Raw genomic sequence first — 16,008 nt, 5'->3', positions numbered from 1 at the left:
CTTGCCGCAAGCCCCCCGGTGAGCTATATGTTGAAAGTGGCGGGATGTCGTTTCCCGCCGGCCCCCATCATCCGAGCTCTGATTTCGTGCTGTCCTTAATTCGACAGTTACAACTGTACAGTTTAGACTGTCTATATGGCTAAATCGGAGGAGTCGGCCATCCGGGCCGCCCAAGAACTGCGGGTGATGTTCAGCAGGTTGCGCCGCCGGCTGCGGGAGGTCGCCACCGCCGACGACATCACTGCCTCGCAGACGGCGGTGCTGCTACGCCTGTTCAAGGAGGGCCCCGCGTCGACCAGCGAATTGGCCGGCGCGGAACGTGTTCGCCCGCAGTCCATGGCCGCCACCGTGGCAGGTCTGGATCGGCACGGGCTGATCGATCGAACGCCCGACCCCCATGACGGTCGACGCCGGCTCATCACGCTCACCGCGCTGGGGCGCCGACGCGCCGAGAGCGACCGCAAGGCGAGCGAGGAATGGCTGGTGCGGGCCATGCACGACCGCTACACCGAGAGCGAACGCCGGGTGATCAACGAGGCGCTCGATCTCCTTGGTCGACTAGATGATTGAAAGGATTGGTACTGCAATGAAATTGGGAGTGCACTACATCGACTTCCTGCCCGGACCGCCGGAGCGGTTGGCGCCCATGATGGCGGCGACTGCCAAGGCGGCCGACGATGCCGGGGTGGACATGTTCACCCTCGCCGACCACTTCTTCCAGATGGAACCGATGGGCGGCGCCGAGAACCCGTTCTTGGAGGGATACACATCGATGGGCTATCTGGCCGGCAAGACCGACCGGATCACACTGACCCTGCTGGTCACCGGCGTCACCTATCGCTATCCCGGCGTGCTGGCCAAAACCATGACGACGCTGGACGTCCTGGCCGGCGGACGCACGATGCTTGGCCTGGGCGCGGCCTGGTACGACCGTGAACATCACGGCCTCGGCATCCCCTACCCGCCGCTGCGCGAGCGATTCGAGATGCTCGAGGAGACCTTGCAGATCTGCCTGCAGATGTGGAGCGACAATGACGGGCCCTACGAAGGCAGGCACTACCAGCTCGCCGAGACCCTCTGCCGGCCGCAACCGATCCGTCGGCCACCGATTCTGCTCGGCGGCGACGGCGAGAAGAAGACCCTGCGACTGGTGGCTCAGTACGCCGACGTCTGGAACAGCACATCGGCGATCGAGGAGCTCCCGCACAAACTGGACGTGCTGCGCCGTCACTGCGACGCTGTGGGCCGCGACTTCGGTGAAATCCGGCTCACCGCAGGGTACTTCGACGATCCCTTCGCTGACGTCGATACCTACCTGCGCGCGCTGGACAGTTACGCCCAGTTGGGCTTCGACCTGATCAACACCGGGCCCCTGCCCGGTAACCCCGATCCGGCAGGCTGGGTCAAGCGACTCGGTGACGAGGTGATCCCCCGCCTGCGCTGAAGTACGCCGTCAGAGCACGGCGTCGGCCAGACGATCGATCTGATCCAGTGACGCGACGGCGGGGTGGAACAACAGCCGATCGAAGCCCAGGTCTCGGTAGCCGCGGACGGTGTGGCGCGCCTCTTCTGCGGAGTGAATCATGTCGTCCACGTTCAGTTTTGCGTAGTCCGGCTTGAACCCGTAGTAGCGGGCCAGGTGATCGCGACCGGCTTGGACCACCTCGTCGGAGCCCAACGCGAAGTTGACGGAGGCATGAATCTGCGGCTCCCCCGGCCGCCCGGCTGCCTGCCAGCCCGCGCGTACCCGGTCGGCGAACACCGACTGCGTCGGGAAGTCGCGCAGCGCGCCTGCCACCCATCCGTCGCCGACAGTGGTGGCGCGTCGAATGGTGGCCTCGGACCGTCCGCCGAACAGCAACGGAATCTGCACTGGCGCAGAGCATAACGTTGTTTGCCCCGACCACGCACGACGCATTGCCTCGATCTGATCGTCGAGGACTCGACCCCGCTTGCCGAAGTCCACCCCCACCGCGGCATAGTCGTCGGGCCGGGATCCCACACCGATACCGATGGTGAGTCGGTCACCGGCACACGAGGCCACGGTGGCGAGTTGCTTGGCTAGTACCGGGGTTGAATACAGCGGTGTCAGAAGCACATTCGTCACCAGACCGAGCTCACTGGTCGCGCCCGCGGCCACCGACAACGCGACCAGGGAATCCAGGCACGGGTAGATCAGTCGGTCGATCGTGGTGACGGACTCGAATCCTCGTTCTTCGGCACGACGAGCCCACGCACCCATCGCCGATCCACTGACACCTGCGACGTGGTTCGGTAAGCCGATGCCGATCTTCATGACGCATCCTCCAAGTCGCTGCCCGCGCTGACCATTGCCAGCGTCAACCCCGACTGGCCAGTTCGGCGAGCTCACGCACCTGATGCGGCAAAAAACAGCACCATGTGTCGCCGATACGTATTGTTTTCGTCATGCTGGCACCACTAGATGGCCAGATTCTGCACGCGCTGCAGCTCTCGCCGCGTGCGTCTTTTCGCCGGATCGGCGAGGTGATCGGGGTGCCCGAGCAGACGGTCGCGCGGCGGTATCGCGCGATGCGCCGGGACGGTGTGCTGCGCGTCGTGGGCCTGGTCAATCCGCGGGTGTACGGCGAGTGCCAGTGGGTCGTCCGGGTACACACCAAACCCGAGGACCTGCCACGGGTTGCCGAGACACTGGCGCGCCGCCCGGAGGTCACCCACGCGAATGTGCTGTCGGGCTGGACCGAACTCGTGTGCATCGTGCGCGCCCCGCTGGGCGACAGCAGCGACGGCCTGCTCCATCGCCTGCCGCGCACATCCTCCGTGCTGAGCATGGACGTCGACCTCGTCCTCCACGTGTTCGGGGAGTCCTCAGGCGCGGTGTGGACCGGTTACGGGCACACCCTCGGCAGCAGCCAAGCGGCCGCACTGGCGGAGCAGCCAGCCGCGGCGACTGCCTATCCCGTCCCACCGGCCAGCGAGGACCGCCCACTCCTGGAGGCCTTGGCCGCCGACGGTCGGACCGCCCACGCGCAGCTCGCCGAGCGCACCGGGTGGTCGCCTGCCCGAGTGAAGCGACGCATCAACGCATTGGAGGCTTCGACGACCCTGACCTACGACGTCGACGTATTGCCCGAGCGGCTCGGCTTTCCGCTACACGCGATGGTGTGGATGAAAATGCCGCCGCGCCACTTGCCTCACGTGGCCCGACAACTGTTGTCCCACAGCGAAATCGCTTCGGTGATCGCGGTCAGCGGTCCCAACAATCTGATGGCCGTCGTGATTGGTCGAGATGTAGACGATCTCTACCGCTATCTCACCGAGCAGCTCGGCACCGTCGATCACATCGAGAGCTACGGCGTGCGTGTGCGGACTCGGCGGCTCAAGCAGGCAGGCTCGCTGATATCGCACGGCCGGCTCATCTAGGTGTGCGGCCGGGCCGGCTGTGCCGCATGATCTGGAGAATGTCTCGCGTCGCGTTGGTCACGGGCGCCGCATCCGGAATCGGCGCCGCCGTCAGCACTGAACTCGCCGACCGCGGCTGGGCGGTGGGAGGTCTGGATCTCCGGCCGGCACCACACCTGGCCGCGTCAGTCGCGGTCGACGTCTCGGACTCCGATCAGGTGCATGACGCGGTCCGCGCCATTCGCGGCCGGCTCGGACCGATTCACGCAGTAGTCACCGCAGCCGGCCACTACGAGATGACGCCGGTATCCCAGATCAGCGCCTCGGCGTGGCGAACGATGCTGCGCGTCCACCTCGGCGGACTGCGCAACGTCGTGCACGCGGTACTGCCCGAGATGCTCGAACGGGGGAGCGGGTCCATCGTGGCGATCTCCTCGGAGCTGGCAATCGGCGGCGGTGACGGCGACGCGCATTATGCGGCCGCCAAAGGCGCCGTTGTGGGTTTCGTGCGCAGCCTCGCCGCGGAGGTCGCCGCGCAGGGTGTTCGGGTCAATGCGGTGGCGCCCGGCCCGACCGACACCCCGCTGCTCGCGGCGGACTCGCCCTGGCGCGACCCAAGCTACCTCGCCACCTTGCCTGCCGGCCGGCTGTGCACACCCGAGGAAATCGCCTACGCGGTGCACTTTTTGCTGGACGGCCCGGGTTACTGCACGGGAGAAGTGTTGTCCCCCAACAGCGGGGCGGTGATCTGATGTCCACGCCCCCGATCGCATTGGTCACCGGAGCGACGCAGGGAATCGGCCGGGCGATCGCCGAGCGGTTAGCCGCTGACGGATATTTGGTGGGTGTCAACGGGCCTGCGGAGACCCCTGAGATGGCTGAGGTCGTGCAGCTGGTCGACGGGTTCCCGGTGCCGGCGGACATCTCTGATCCCGACGCTGTCACCGCGGCCGTCACCGGCATAGAGGAACAGCGCGGCCCGATCGCCGTCCTGGTGTGCAATGCCGCATACATGTCGATGGCAACCGTCGTCGACCATGATCCCGACGACTGGTGGAAAGTGGTCGATACCAACCTCACCGGCACGTTCCACACCATCCAGTCGGTGCTGCCCGGAATGCGCCGGCTCGGTGGAGGCCGCATCGTGATCATCGCCTCGGAATGGGGAGTGACCGGCTGGTCGCGGGCCACAGCCTACGCAGCCTCCAAGGCTGGACTGATCGCACTGACCAAGACACTCGGCCGGGAACTGGCGCCTGAGAACATCGTCGTCAACGCCGTGGCCCCCGGCGTGATCGATACCCCTCAGCTCGAAGTGGACGCCGACGACGAAGGCGTCAGCCTGAGTGAAATGCACTCGCGCTACGCCGCGGACATCCCCGTTCGTCGAATCGGGCGGCCGGACGAAATCGCCGACACCGTCGCATTTCTGGTCGCGGCTCGGCTCGGCGCCCTCATCGGCCAGACCATCCAGATCAACGGAGGAAGCACCCGATGCCGAGTATGAACGCAACGCCGGCCGAACCTGTCACCTGGCCGTCGGGCAAGCGCGCCGCCGCGTGCTTCACGTTCGACGTCGACGCGGAGTCGGCGATCCTGAACGTCGATGCGGCACACGGGGACCGGATGTCGGTGATGTCGCACCAAGCCTACGGTCCGCTGGTCGGCGTACCTCGGCTGCTTACCCTACTGGCCCGCCACGACGTGCGGTCGACGTTCTTCGTGCCCGGTTACACCGCGGTTCGTTATCCCGATGTGGTTCGGGCCATTGCCGACGCGGGTCATGAGATCGCCCACCACGGGTATCTGCACGAGGTTCTCACCGGCAAGTCGCCCGAAGAGGAAGCTCGCATTCTGGACCGCGGCAGCGAGGCACTGGCCGCCCTCACCGGCGAGGCCCCGGTCGGCTACCGCGCCCCGATGTGGGAGCTCAACTGGCATTCGCCGACACTGCTGGCCGACCGCGGATTCCTCTATGACACCAGCCTGATGGACGCTGATCACCCGTACGAACTGCGCGTGGGCGAACACGGTCAGCTCGTTGAGATCCCGGTGCAGTGGGCGCTCGATGATTGGGAGCAATACTGCTATCTGCCAGAGATTTCCGGCAGCGGCCTGATCGAAAGCCCCCGCAAGGCCGCCGAGATCTGGCGGCTGGAGTTCGAGGGTTTGCGGTCGGTCGGCGGCTGCTTCGTGCTGACCAACCACCCGTTCCTGTCCGGCCGGCCCTCCCGAGCGGCTGCGCTTGAAGAGCTCGTCGAGCATGTGGTGTCCTGCTCGGACGTCTGGGTGGCGCCGCTACGTGACATCGCGCTTCATGTGCGGGGTTTGGGCCTGACCCCCCGCTCGATCATCCGGCCGGACCCCGCCGACTTCTAGGCCGTGAAGGCCGCTTCGAAGAACGCGAGCTCCAGGCGCATCGCCCGACGGTAAGCGCCGCGCACCGCCGGGGTGCCGTCGGCTTGAGCGTCGAGCAGGCCCTCCAGCAGACGCGCGATGTTCTCGAAGTCCGGGTCGGCGTATGTCTGCACCCATTGCGCGTACGGCCCCGCCCGCTCAGGGTCGAGTGACTGGCCGAGCCACGCGTACAACCGCATACAAGGCGTCATCGCCGCGTAAATGACGCCGACGTCCTGCGTCGCCGCGGTCGCCAGCAGAAATTCCGTGTAGGCCGACGTAGCCGCGAGCGGCTGCACATCGATCATGTCGATGCCCCACGACGCGGCGTAGGACGCGTGCAGCCCCAGCTCCTCACGGATGCCGGCGATCAGATCGGCCAGTACCAGCACCGTCGCGATATCCGGGCTCCGCGCCAGCGCCAAAGCGTAAGCCCGGGCGAAAGATTCGAGAAAGAACGCGTCTTGGGCCAGGTACGCCGCGAACCGTTCTCTGGGCAGAGTTGCATCCGCCATCCCACGAACGAAGCGATGGGCCAGCACATCGGCTGCCAGATCGGCATTCTCGGACCAGAGCTGAGCGGACAACGACATATCCGCCGAGCCTAATCGGGATGTGCCCCCGCCAGCAGAACGCGGGCCACCCATTCGACGTGGTCCAGCGATTCCTCCAAGGTCAACCGCCGGGCACAGAAACCGGCAAGCGCGGCGCTCAGCGCGGCGTTGAGACCGAAACCCACCCTCGGGATGACCTCGGGCGCAACCCCGGCTAAGAGTCGGTTGAACAACTCGACGTTGGTGCGGTTCATCTCGTCGATCGCCGACTGCACCTCCGGGTCGGTGGACCGCATCATCTGCAGCATCAGCGCGGTCATCTCGGGGTTGCGGTTGAACGCACGCTGGGCGCGCCGTAGGTAATCCAAGACCCCGGGTAGCGGATCACTATCCGGCGACGGACCGCCGCCGGACAGGATGCGACGGGTCAGCCGCTTCTGCCAGTCCACCAGGGCGGCGGCCAACAGATTTTCCTTCGAACTGAAGTAGCGGTAGAGGGTGGCCAGCGCGACCCCTGAGCGCTGCGCCACATCGCGCATCTGCACAGCATCGGCGCCCACCTCGCCGATCAGGCCGATCACTACTTCGATGATCTTGGCCCGGCGGGCGAGCTGGCCGCTGGTCATATCCGACAGCGCGAAGACGCGTCCGGCGGACGCCAAATCAGGAGCTGGTGTGTTGACTTTGGCCACCTCCTTCGAGAACGTCCTTCTGCGATGCTACGACATCTTGCCCCACGGCAGGTGGGTTATACCAGGTGAAACGGTATCCGATTCTTGACACCAGGTAGAACCGTGTTTCACTATGGGGTATGCGGCGGTATCCCCCGCTCTCTTGTGATGGGAGGACATGATGGCCGGACCGGTTGGTCTGCCGGTGATCGACACAATGATCGGATTTCCCCATGAGGGGACCGCTCAGTACGACTTCATCCGCAAGCAGACCAAGGACCGCGAGTCCAAAGAGGACTTCGACTTCCCGGTCGAGTACATGTTCAAGGACGTGCCCCAAGGCCTGCCCACCGACGATCCGGTGTCGCTGCTGCTGCAGCAGATGGACCGGTTCGGCATCGAGAAGTCGTTGATCGGTGTGAGCGAGGGCTCTGCGGCGGAGCTCGCGCTCAAGATGTTCCCCGACCGTTTCATCCCGTCGGGAAACGTCTCAGACCCCAATGACGTGATGGGGACGGTGAACACCATTCGCCGCGAATACGAGACCTACGGGATCCGCGCGGTGTCATGCTTCCCGTCGGGGACTTTCCCGCAGGTGCCGATCGACGATCCGAAGATGTACCCCGTCTATGCCACCTGCGTTGAGCTCGGCATCCCGATCTTCTGCTGCGCCGGAGTGCCCGGACCTCGAATTCCGATGGCACCGCAGGAGGTGTCTCGGATCGACATCGTCATGTTCGACTTCCCCGACCTGGTATTCGTCACCCGCCACGGCTGCGAGCCGTGGCAGGACCTCGCAGTGAAGCTGATGCTCAAGTGGCCCAACCTGTACTACTCGACATCGGCGTTCGCGCCCAAGTACTACCCCAAAGAGATCATCGACTACGCGAACACGCGTGGGGCGGACAAGATCGTCTACGCCGGCTACTTCCCGATGGGGCTCTCGCTGGAACGCATCTTCAGCGACCTTCCCAAGGTGCCGTTCAAAGAAGAGGTCTGGCCGAAGTTCCTCTACGGCAACGCCGCTCGCATTCTAGGACTGGAGAGTTAAGGCCCCATGACTCTATCCAGCGTGGCAATCACCACCGAGCAGGAGCAGCTGGCCGAGGCAGTCACGCAGTTCTCGGCACGGCACGCCCCGATCGACAAGACCAGAGCCGCGCTCGACTCGATCGCATCCGGTGAATTGCCGACTTGGTGGGAAGAGTTCACCGCGCACGGCTTCCACGCGGTTCACCTGCCCGAGGAGGCAGGCGGCCAGGGCGGCACCCTCGCCGACACGGCGTGCGTCATCGAAGCGGCCGCCGCAGCATTACTGCCCGGTCCCCTGCTGAGCACTGCGACGGCCAGCGCGGTGGCGGTACTCGCCGACAGTTCGGCGACAGCGCTCCTGGGAGAGCTCGCCGGCGGCGCAACGGCAGCAGTCGTCTTGCCGGAGGACTCCGCGGTACGGGCGGCCCGCGACGGTGCGGGGTGGCGGCTGTCCGGCTCGATCAGCAGCACACTGGGTCTTCTTGCCGCACAAAAGATTTTGCTAGCCGCACACGCTGCAGACGACGCGGTTGTGTGGTTCGCGCTGGACGCCCGCTCCGCGGGCTCGGGCATGGTTGTCGAGCAACAACGCGGCACCGACCTGAGCACCGACGTCGGTGTGCTCACCCTCGAGAACCATCCGGTGGATACCGCGATATCCGGGATCGACACCGAGCGGGCCCGCTGCGTCGTTGCCGCACTCACGGCCTGCGCGTCGGCCGGCACGGTACGCAAGGGCGTCGAGACCGCCGTGGACTACATCCGCACCCGCGAGCAGTTCGGCAAGCCCGTCGGTTCCTTCCAGGCGCTGCAGCACAAGGCCGCGGTCCTGCTGGTCAACTCTGAGCTGGCCTCGGCATCGGCCTGGGATGCCGTGCGCGCCATCGACGAAAGCATCGAACAGCACCGGCTGGCCGCCGCGTCAGCCGCCCTGATGGCCGTGTGCACCGGACCTGACCTGACGCTCGACGCGCTGCTGATGTTCGGCGCCATCGGCTACACCTGGGAACACGACATTCACCTGTTCTGGCGGCGTGCCACCAGCCTGGCGGCATCGCTGGGCCCGGTGACACGATGGGGCCGCGAAGCCGGTGAGCTGGCCCGGACACTGAAGCGTTCCACCGCCATCAATCTCGGCGATGTCGAATCGGAATTCCGCGCCAAGATCGTCACAGTGCTCGACGAGGCGTCAAAGCTGGAGAACGAGACACCCACCGACGACCTCCGCGCCCCCGGGTTAGCCTACGGGTCCCAACGCGACCTACTGGCCGACGCCGGCCTGGTGGCGCCGCACCTGCCCGCACCGTGGGGCGTCGCGGCTTCCGCGGTGCAGCAAGTGATCATCGCCGAGGAGTTCGACAAGCGTGCGATGGTTCGGCCCTCCCTCAGCATCGCCGAGTGGATCCTGCCGACGATTCTCAACAGCGGAACCGACGAGCAGCGCGAACGATTCGCGGGGCCCATCCTGCGCGGCACACAGCGGTGGTGCCAACTGTTCAGCGAGCCAGGTGCTGGGTCAGACCTCGCCTCACTCGTCACCAGGGCCCACAGGGTCGACGGCGGCTGGCTGGTCAACGGGCACAAGATCTGGACATCGTCGGCGCACGCCGCGCAATTCGGGGCAATGCTGGCGCGCACCGATCCCGATGCACCGAAACACCGCGGCATCAGCTACTTCCTGGTGGACATGACCTCTCCCGGTATCGAGATCAGCCCGATCAAGCAGGCGAGCGGCGAATCCCATTTCAACGAAGTCTTCCTCACCGACGTCTTCGTCCCCGACTCCATGGTGGTCGGCGAACCCGGTCAAGGTTGGGATCTCGCCGTGGCAACGATGGCTGTCGAGCGCACGGCGATCGGTAATTACGTCACCAACGATCGCTCCCAGGCGCTTCGGCGGATGGCCGATGCCGATGGCCCGGATCACGATTCCGTCCTGCAGGCGCTCGGCGGGATCGAGGCACACACCACCGCGATCAAGGCGATGGTCCTGCGGGAGACCTTGCGCCTGGTGCAAGGTCAGGGCCCGGGGCCGACGTCGAGCATCGCCAAGTACGCGATGGTGCTGCTCCTGCGACGTGCCTCGACGGCGACACTTGGTCTCACCGGACGCCTTGCGATGCTTGAGGTTTCGGATCCCCCGGTGATCAAGCCGTACTTCGACATGCCGTCCGAGCTTATCGGCGGCGGCACGGCAGAGATTCAGCTGACGATCATCGCCTCGATGATTCTGAGCCTGCCACGGAAATAGCAGAAAAGGACACAGCACCGATGACCACTTCAGTTCCGTTCAAGTTCTTCGACTGTGACAACCACTACTACGAGGCCGAGGACGCCTTCACCCGCTACATCGAGCCGAAGTTCAAGAAGCGCGCTATCCAGTGGGCGCAGCTCGACGGCCGTCAGCGGCTCATGGTCGGCGGAAGGGTCAACCGCTTCATTCCGAACCCGACGTTCGACCCGGTGGGCAAGCCCGGTGCGCTCGATGAGTACTTCCGTGGCCGCAATCCCAGAGGCGCGGACTTGAATTCGCTGTTCGGCGAGCTGGAGCCGATTCGCCCCGAATACCGCAACCGCGACGCACGGCTGGCGGCGATGGACGCCCAAGGGATGCAGGGCTGCATCATGCTGCCGACTCTCGGGGTCGGGATGGAGCAGGCTTTGCTGCCCGACCTTGACGCCACGGTGGCGACGTTCAAGGCCTTCAACCGCTGGCTGGACGACGACTGGGGTTTCGCTTATCAGGAGCGGATTTTCACCGCTCCCTACATCACGCTGTGCCGCCCTGAGAGCGCGGTCCGCGAACTCGAGTGGGCGCTGGAACGCGACGCCCGCTTCATCGTCATGATTCCTGGACCGATCACCACCGAGGTCGGTATGCGCCCGCCCGGCGACCCCATGTTCAACGAATTCTGGCAATTGGCCAACGATTCCGGTGTCACCGTGTGCTATCACTCGGGCGAGACCTACTACGAGAAGTTCATGCCGGCGTGGGGTGAGTCGGGCTACATGATGTCGTTCCAGACCCTGCTCGGGTTCCGTAGTCTGTTCAGCGGAGACGCAATCCAGGACACCTTCGCCAACCATCTGCACAACGGCTTGTTCCTGCGGTTCCCGAACCTGCGGATGGCTTGTATCGAGAGCGGTTCGACCTGGGTGTTCCATCTGTTCGAGAAGCTGACGAAGTCGTACGGCCAGATCCCGTTCATCTACAAGGAAGACCCGCGCGAGACGTTCAAACGGCACGTCTGGGTGTCACCGTTCTACGAGGATGAACTCGCGAGCCTACTGAAGCTGATCGGTGTCGAGCACCTCATCATGGGCTCGGACTACCCGCACGTCGAGGGCCTGGCCGACCCGGCGTCCTACATCAAGGACCTGGAGAACTTCGACTACACACCGGAGCAGTGCCGCAAGGTCATGCGGGACAACGGGATCGGGCTGTCGGTTCGCCGGCCGGTGTAACTCCGGATCGTGAAGGTCGAGAAGGCCAACCTGGTCGCCATGCTGCTGGAGGTGGGTGAGGAGAACGCCGCCGTCCTGCTGGCCCGCTCGACGCTGCCCGACGAGCTCGACACCGAAACCGATCTCGACGTCCTGCTCACGTTCGGTCTGGAGCGTGAGCAGGTCGACGAGGTGGCGCTGCTGACGATCGGCGAGATCGAGCCCGACGATGTGAACACCCGGCGCCGTCGCGATGAGATGGACAAGGCCATCTCGCGACGGTGGGCCGACCTGGTCGACCGCTGGATGACCTAGCGGCTTCGCCGAGCGTGGGGTTATCGGTGGAGGCGTCGCCCAAAATCGACATCAACCCAAACGCTCCACGCAGTGCCCAAAAAATCATATCGACGCAATAGCTACTCGCCGCAAAGCCGCACCATGATCATTGACCTTCGTGTCAACTGAGATCGCACCAACCGTTCGGGAAGCGACGAAACCCACAGATCCGCAACGCTTCTCCGCCATCGAGTCCCGGTCGATTGACTGGATCACACCTTTGGAGCGAAGTGGCAGCCCATGGCGGGTGAGCCCGTTGTTTTTCATCGCGAACTGGAGTTTCTTCACGATCGCGCTGGGCTTCACCGGCCCCGCCCTTGGTCTGAGCATCGGCTGGGCCATTCTGAGTTCGGCGCTCGGCTTGATCATCGGCACGTTCTTCATGGCGTTCCATGCGACCCAGGGACCGCGACTTGGCCTCCCGCAGATCATCCAATCCCGCGCGCAGTTCGGGTTCTACGGCGTGATCGTGGTAGTGGCCATGTCGCTGACCTGCTATCTGGCTTTCGGTGTGGTCTACACCATCTTGACGGCCCAGGGGCTCAGCCAGATCTTCGGTTGGTCACCGGTGGTGATCGGTCTGGTCATCAACGTCATCGGCGGCGGGTTCGCGGTCGCCGGCCACGATCACCTGCATCGGGTTTCCCGCTGGGTCTTCTACATCACCGTGCCGTTGGTGTCGGTGTTCAGCGTGGCCATCGTGATCGGCAAGGCGGGCGGCACGGCGGCTCCCGCAACAGACAGCGGCTTTGTCGCGTCGGCGTTCTTCACCGTGTTCGCTGTGTCGGCGGCCTACAACATCGCACTGGCGCCGGTGGTCTCGGACTACACCCGCTACCTTCCGGTGAAAACCTCGTCCCGGTCGCTGGTCGCGAGCGTCTATGTGGGTGCCGGTGTTTCAGCACTGTGGCTTATCTCAGTGGGGGCGTGGCTGTCCGCTCGCTACAACGCCAGCGATGCCCTGGTAGCGCTCAACGATGCGGGAAATGCGGTCTTCCACGGTTTCGGCGCCGTGCTGGCTCTGGCGTCGGCGGCGACGTTGATCGTCTGCATCGCCACCGCCGCGTATAGCGTGACGCTGCAATTCCTGACGGGTGTCGACCTCGTCAGGCGCATCAAGCCGTCGCGGGGGCTTCGCATCGGCGTGACGGTTGCCGCCATCGTCATCTACCTTGTCGTGGGCCTCGGGTTTGGCGACCACGTGATCAATGCGGCCTCGAATGCATTGTCGCTCATGCTGTTCCTGCTCGTGCCGTGGACCGCGGTGAACCTGACCGACTATTTCTTCGTCCGCCGCGGTCACTACGCCATCACCGAACTGTTTACTCCCAGCGGCGTTTACGGCCGGTGGTCGTGGCGTGGGCTGGTGGCCTACTTCCTCGGGTTCGCGGCCATGGTGCCCTTCGCGGTGCTGCCGTTTTTCACTGGACCACTGGGCTCATGGCTGGGTGGGATAGACGTCTCCTGGCTCGCCGGGCTGGTGGTTTCCGCGGGGAGCTACTTCATCGTCACCCGCAATCTTGATCTCGCCGCCGAGCGAGATGCCATCGAGCAGAGCGACGTAGGTTTGCAGTCACTGGCGGCGGCACCCGCAGCGGATGCGCACCGCCCCGCTGCCGAGTACGGCCTGCTCGACGGACAGTAGGGCAGTCACGTGGCGAATGCGAGAAAGTTTCACCTCGGCTGGTTTGCCAACTTCTGTGTCGACGCATGGAACGACCAGTGGGGTTCCACCGGCGGAGCGGACTGGTCGGGAAGCTTCTACGTCGAGTTGGTGCAGCATCTCGAGCGCGCGAAGTTCGATTACCTTCTGCTCGAAGACAAGTTGATGGTCTCCGATGCCTACGGCGGGAGTTTCGAACGCGAACTCAAGCATGCGTTGCACTCCCCCAAGCACGACCCCGCGCCGCTGGTTCCGTTGCTGGGCAACGTCACCAATCATCTCGGGCTGATCGTGACGCTGTCCTCGACGTTCTATCCGCCGTTCCTGCTGGCGCGGCTGTGTAGCACGTTGGATCACCTGACCGGGGGGCGCCTCGGCTGGAACATGGTGACGTCGGCAGAAGATCGCTCGGCACAAAACTTCGGGCTGGATCATCTGCCCCGTCACGATGAGCGCTACGCCCGTGCCCACGAGTACGTCGACCTGGTCCGGCAGCTCTGGAGCTCCTGGGAACCCGACGCGGTGGTACGCGATCGCGAGACGGGCACGTTCGCCGATTACACCAAAGTGCGCACCATCGACTTCCAAGGTGAGTACTACCGCAGTCGCGGTCCGTTGAACACCGTGCCTTCACCGCAATATCACCCGGTCCTGGCGCAGGCCGGAGGTTCGCCACAGGGTAAGGACTTCGCCGCGAAGTACGCCGATACCGTCGTCGGAACTGCGGCTGACCCGCAGGGCATGATCGCCTACCGCGACGATATCCGGGCCCGCGCAGTCGAATACGGCCGCGATCCCGACTCGATCAAGGTGCTGTTCCTCATCACGCCGCATCTGGCGGACACCGACGAGGAAGCTCGGGCCAAACTCAATCGCATCGTCACCAACGACTACTACATCGAGCGAACGCTGGCGCATCTCGCCGCGATCGTCGAGATCGACTTCACCAAGTTCGATTTCGACAAGCCACTGCCCGATGACCTGGAGACCAACGGCGAGAAGGGATCTCTGGAAGCCTTCATCCAACGCGGAAGCGGTAAGACACTGCGGGAACTCACCGCGGCCTACCTGTCGACCGAGGATGCTCTGGTCGGATCGCCCAGTACGGTCGCCGACAAGCTGGAGGCGTTGATGGCCGAAGTGGGCGGCGACGGCTTCCTGATCACCGCCCCCGGGATGCGGCTCACCCGCAAGTACGTCATCGAGGTGGTCGACGGGCTGGTGCCGGAGCTGCAGCGGCGCGGGTTGGTCCGCACCCAGTACGACCACACGCTGTTCAGGGACAACCTGCTGTCCTACTGACCGAACACCCCGGGAGGATCACCCCATGACTGTCACCGACGCACGTCGCACCGCCACCCTCGTCAGCGGGACGAGCCCGTTAGCCGACGGCTTCCGTAGCCGGTTCTTCACGGATGACGACTACCAACGGTTTCATTCCAGGGCCGCGGGCTATGACGCCGAAAACAGCTTCTTCGCAGACGATTTCGCTGAGCTCGTCGCTGCCGGATACCTCACGGCACCCCTGCCGTCACGGCTGGGCGGTGCGGGACTGTCGCTGACCGAGCTGGTCCGTGAACAGCGCCACCTCGGATACTGGGCACCGGCCACCGCACTGGCGGTCAACATGCACCTGTATTGGGCTGGATCGGCCACCACCGCCGTCGAGCAGGGAGTCGTCGATGCAGAGTGGCTTCTCGCCGACATCGCTGCTGGGCAGGTATTCGCCGCCGGGCACGGCGAGCCCGGCAACGACGTGGGCCTCGATGACGCTCAGGTGCGTGCCGTCCCGCAGCCGGACGGCTCCTACCGGATCACCGGCCGCAAGGTGTTCACCTCACTGACCCCGGTGTGGCACCAGATCGGAATCCACGCCCGCGACGACTCCGATCCCGACAACCCGGTGATCGTGCACACCTTCGTCGACCGCGACGATCCCGGCGTGCGGATCGAGGAGACCTGGGATGCGCTCGGGGTACGCGCCACCGCCAGCCACGACACCGTCTTCGACGGTGCTGTCGCGCACGAGCACAAGACAATTGCCCGCCATCCCGTCGGACCCGTTTACCCTGACTACATCGGCCTGCTGCTGGCCTGGTATCTCCCACTGCTGTCCGGCGTGTACTTCGGTGTTGCCAGGCGCGCCTTGGATCTCGCCATCCTCGGCGCTCAAGACCGGACTTCATTGCGGGCCGACGTCGCCCGGCATGCCGACAAGCCGGCCGTACAACATCAGATAGCGCTGAGCGAGATCAAGCTGGAAGCGGCAGCGGCCTTTCTGGAGTCCGTCACCCAGCCGCAGTCAGGTGACTGGAACGCGCTTCGCCCCTTGGCCGCGAAGGAGTTCGTCACCGCGACAGCACGGGACGTCGTCGACTCCGCGCTCCAGGTCGTGGGCGCATCGGCAGTGTCCAGGCGGCACGAGCTCGAGCGGCTCTACCGCGATGTCCGCACCGGCTCGCTTCACCCGCCCAACACCGATGCCGTCCTCGAAGTACTGGGCACGACTGCGTTGGCGCGCTAACTGAGC

The 16,008-nt window shown here is 64.9% G+C and carries 16 protein-coding genes; 13 read left to right on the top strand and 3 right to left on the bottom strand.

Annotation, left to right across the window (positions count from 1 at the left end; translation table 11 throughout):
• Positions 1-135: 135 nt before the first annotated feature.
• Positions 136-570: a MarR family winged helix-turn-helix transcriptional regulator gene (locus CG716_RS24260; protein ID WP_094483681.1), complete on the top strand. Its 435-nt coding sequence runs from the start codon at positions 136-138 to the stop codon at positions 568-570.
• A 16-nt stretch (positions 571-586) separates the two neighbouring features.
• Entirely contained in the window at positions 587-1,444 is an 858-nt protein-coding gene (locus tag CG716_RS24255; RefSeq protein WP_094483680.1) for an LLM class F420-dependent oxidoreductase, read from the top strand.
• A gap of 9 nt (positions 1,445-1,453) precedes the next feature.
• On the opposite strand, the gene CG716_RS24250 is transcribed toward CG716_RS24255, so the two are convergent.
• On the bottom strand, positions 1,454-2,296 hold the full coding sequence (locus tag CG716_RS24250) for an LLM class flavin-dependent oxidoreductase (RefSeq protein ID WP_094483679.1): 843 nt from the start codon (positions 2,294-2,296) through the stop codon (positions 1,454-1,456).
• A gap of 131 nt (positions 2,297-2,427) precedes the next feature.
• Between CG716_RS24250 and CG716_RS24245 the strand changes: the two genes are divergently transcribed.
• The 4 genes from CG716_RS24245 to CG716_RS24230 are packed head-to-tail and all read left to right on the top strand — an operon-like array spanning position 2,428 to position 5,760.
• Complete coding sequence (locus tag CG716_RS24245) at positions 2,428-3,402, top strand: Lrp/AsnC family transcriptional regulator (RefSeq protein ID WP_094483678.1); 975 nt, start codon at positions 2,428-2,430, stop codon at positions 3,400-3,402.
• 38 nt (positions 3,403-3,440) lie between these two features.
• Positions 3,441-4,133, top strand: coding sequence for an SDR family NAD(P)-dependent oxidoreductase (locus tag CG716_RS24240; RefSeq protein ID WP_094483736.1), 693 nt, complete (start codon positions 3,441-3,443; stop codon positions 4,131-4,133).
• Positions 4,133-4,888 carry an SDR family NAD(P)-dependent oxidoreductase gene (locus tag CG716_RS24235; RefSeq protein WP_094483677.1) on the top strand — a complete coding sequence of 252 codons (756 nt, stop codon included), beginning with the start codon at positions 4,133-4,135 and terminating at the stop codon, positions 4,886-4,888. The genes CG716_RS24240 and CG716_RS24235 overlap by 1 nt, the downstream gene beginning before the upstream one ends.
• Positions 4,876-5,760, top strand: coding sequence for a polysaccharide deacetylase family protein (locus tag CG716_RS24230; RefSeq protein ID WP_234818010.1), 885 nt, complete (start codon positions 4,876-4,878; stop codon positions 5,758-5,760). Before CG716_RS24235 ends, CG716_RS24230 begins: the two co-directional genes overlap by 13 nt.
• Here the strand turns inward: CG716_RS24230 and CG716_RS24225 are convergent.
• Entirely contained in the window at positions 5,757-6,371 is a 615-nt protein-coding gene (locus CG716_RS24225) for a TenA family protein (protein WP_094483675.1), read from the bottom strand. The two genes, CG716_RS24230 and CG716_RS24225, sit on opposite strands and share 4 nt — an antisense overlap.
• 11 nt (positions 6,372-6,382) lie before the next feature.
• Entirely contained in the window at positions 6,383-7,024 is a 642-nt protein-coding gene (locus CG716_RS24220; RefSeq protein WP_234818009.1) for a TetR family transcriptional regulator, read from the bottom strand.
• Between the two features lie 160 nt (positions 7,025-7,184).
• On the opposite strand from CG716_RS24220, the gene CG716_RS24215 reads away from it, so the two are divergent.
• The 7 genes from CG716_RS24215 to CG716_RS24185 all read left to right on the top strand — a co-directional run bounded on the left by CG716_RS24215 (position 7,185) and on the right by CG716_RS24185 (position 16,002).
• Positions 7,185-8,054: an amidohydrolase family protein gene (locus tag CG716_RS24215; RefSeq protein ID WP_094483734.1), complete on the top strand. Its 870-nt coding sequence runs from the start codon at positions 7,185-7,187 to the stop codon at positions 8,052-8,054.
• Positions 8,055-8,060: 6 nt separating this feature from the next.
• Positions 8,061-10,286, top strand: coding sequence for an acyl-CoA dehydrogenase family protein (locus CG716_RS24210; protein ID WP_094483674.1), 2,226 nt, complete (start codon positions 8,061-8,063; stop codon positions 10,284-10,286).
• Between the two features lie 20 nt (positions 10,287-10,306).
• Positions 10,307-11,500, top strand: coding sequence for an amidohydrolase family protein (locus CG716_RS24205; protein ID WP_094483673.1), 1,194 nt, complete (start codon positions 10,307-10,309; stop codon positions 11,498-11,500).
• Between the two features lie 9 nt (positions 11,501-11,509).
• Positions 11,510-11,794, top strand: coding sequence for a hypothetical protein (locus CG716_RS24200; RefSeq protein WP_094483672.1), 285 nt, complete (start codon positions 11,510-11,512; stop codon positions 11,792-11,794).
• A gap of 139 nt (positions 11,795-11,933) precedes the next feature.
• Positions 11,934-13,460 (top strand): purine-cytosine permease family protein, encoded by a 1,527-nt coding sequence (locus CG716_RS24195; protein WP_094483671.1) that lies wholly within the window; start codon positions 11,934-11,936, stop codon positions 13,458-13,460.
• Between the two features lie 9 nt (positions 13,461-13,469).
• Complete coding sequence (locus CG716_RS24190) at positions 13,470-14,780, top strand: NtaA/DmoA family FMN-dependent monooxygenase (RefSeq protein ID WP_094483670.1); 1,311 nt, start codon at positions 13,470-13,472, stop codon at positions 14,778-14,780.
• Between the two features lie 25 nt (positions 14,781-14,805).
• Positions 14,806-16,002 (top strand): acyl-CoA dehydrogenase family protein, encoded by a 1,197-nt coding sequence (locus tag CG716_RS24185; RefSeq protein WP_094483669.1) that lies wholly within the window; start codon positions 14,806-14,808, stop codon positions 16,000-16,002.
• The last annotated feature ends 6 nt before the right edge of the window (positions 16,003-16,008 follow it).

Source organism: Mycolicibacterium sphagni (genome assembly GCF_002250655.1).
Classification (GTDB): Bacteria; Actinomycetota; Actinomycetes; order Mycobacteriales; family Mycobacteriaceae; genus Mycobacterium; species Mycobacterium sphagni.
This window is presented reverse-complemented; position numbering and strand designations above follow the sequence as displayed.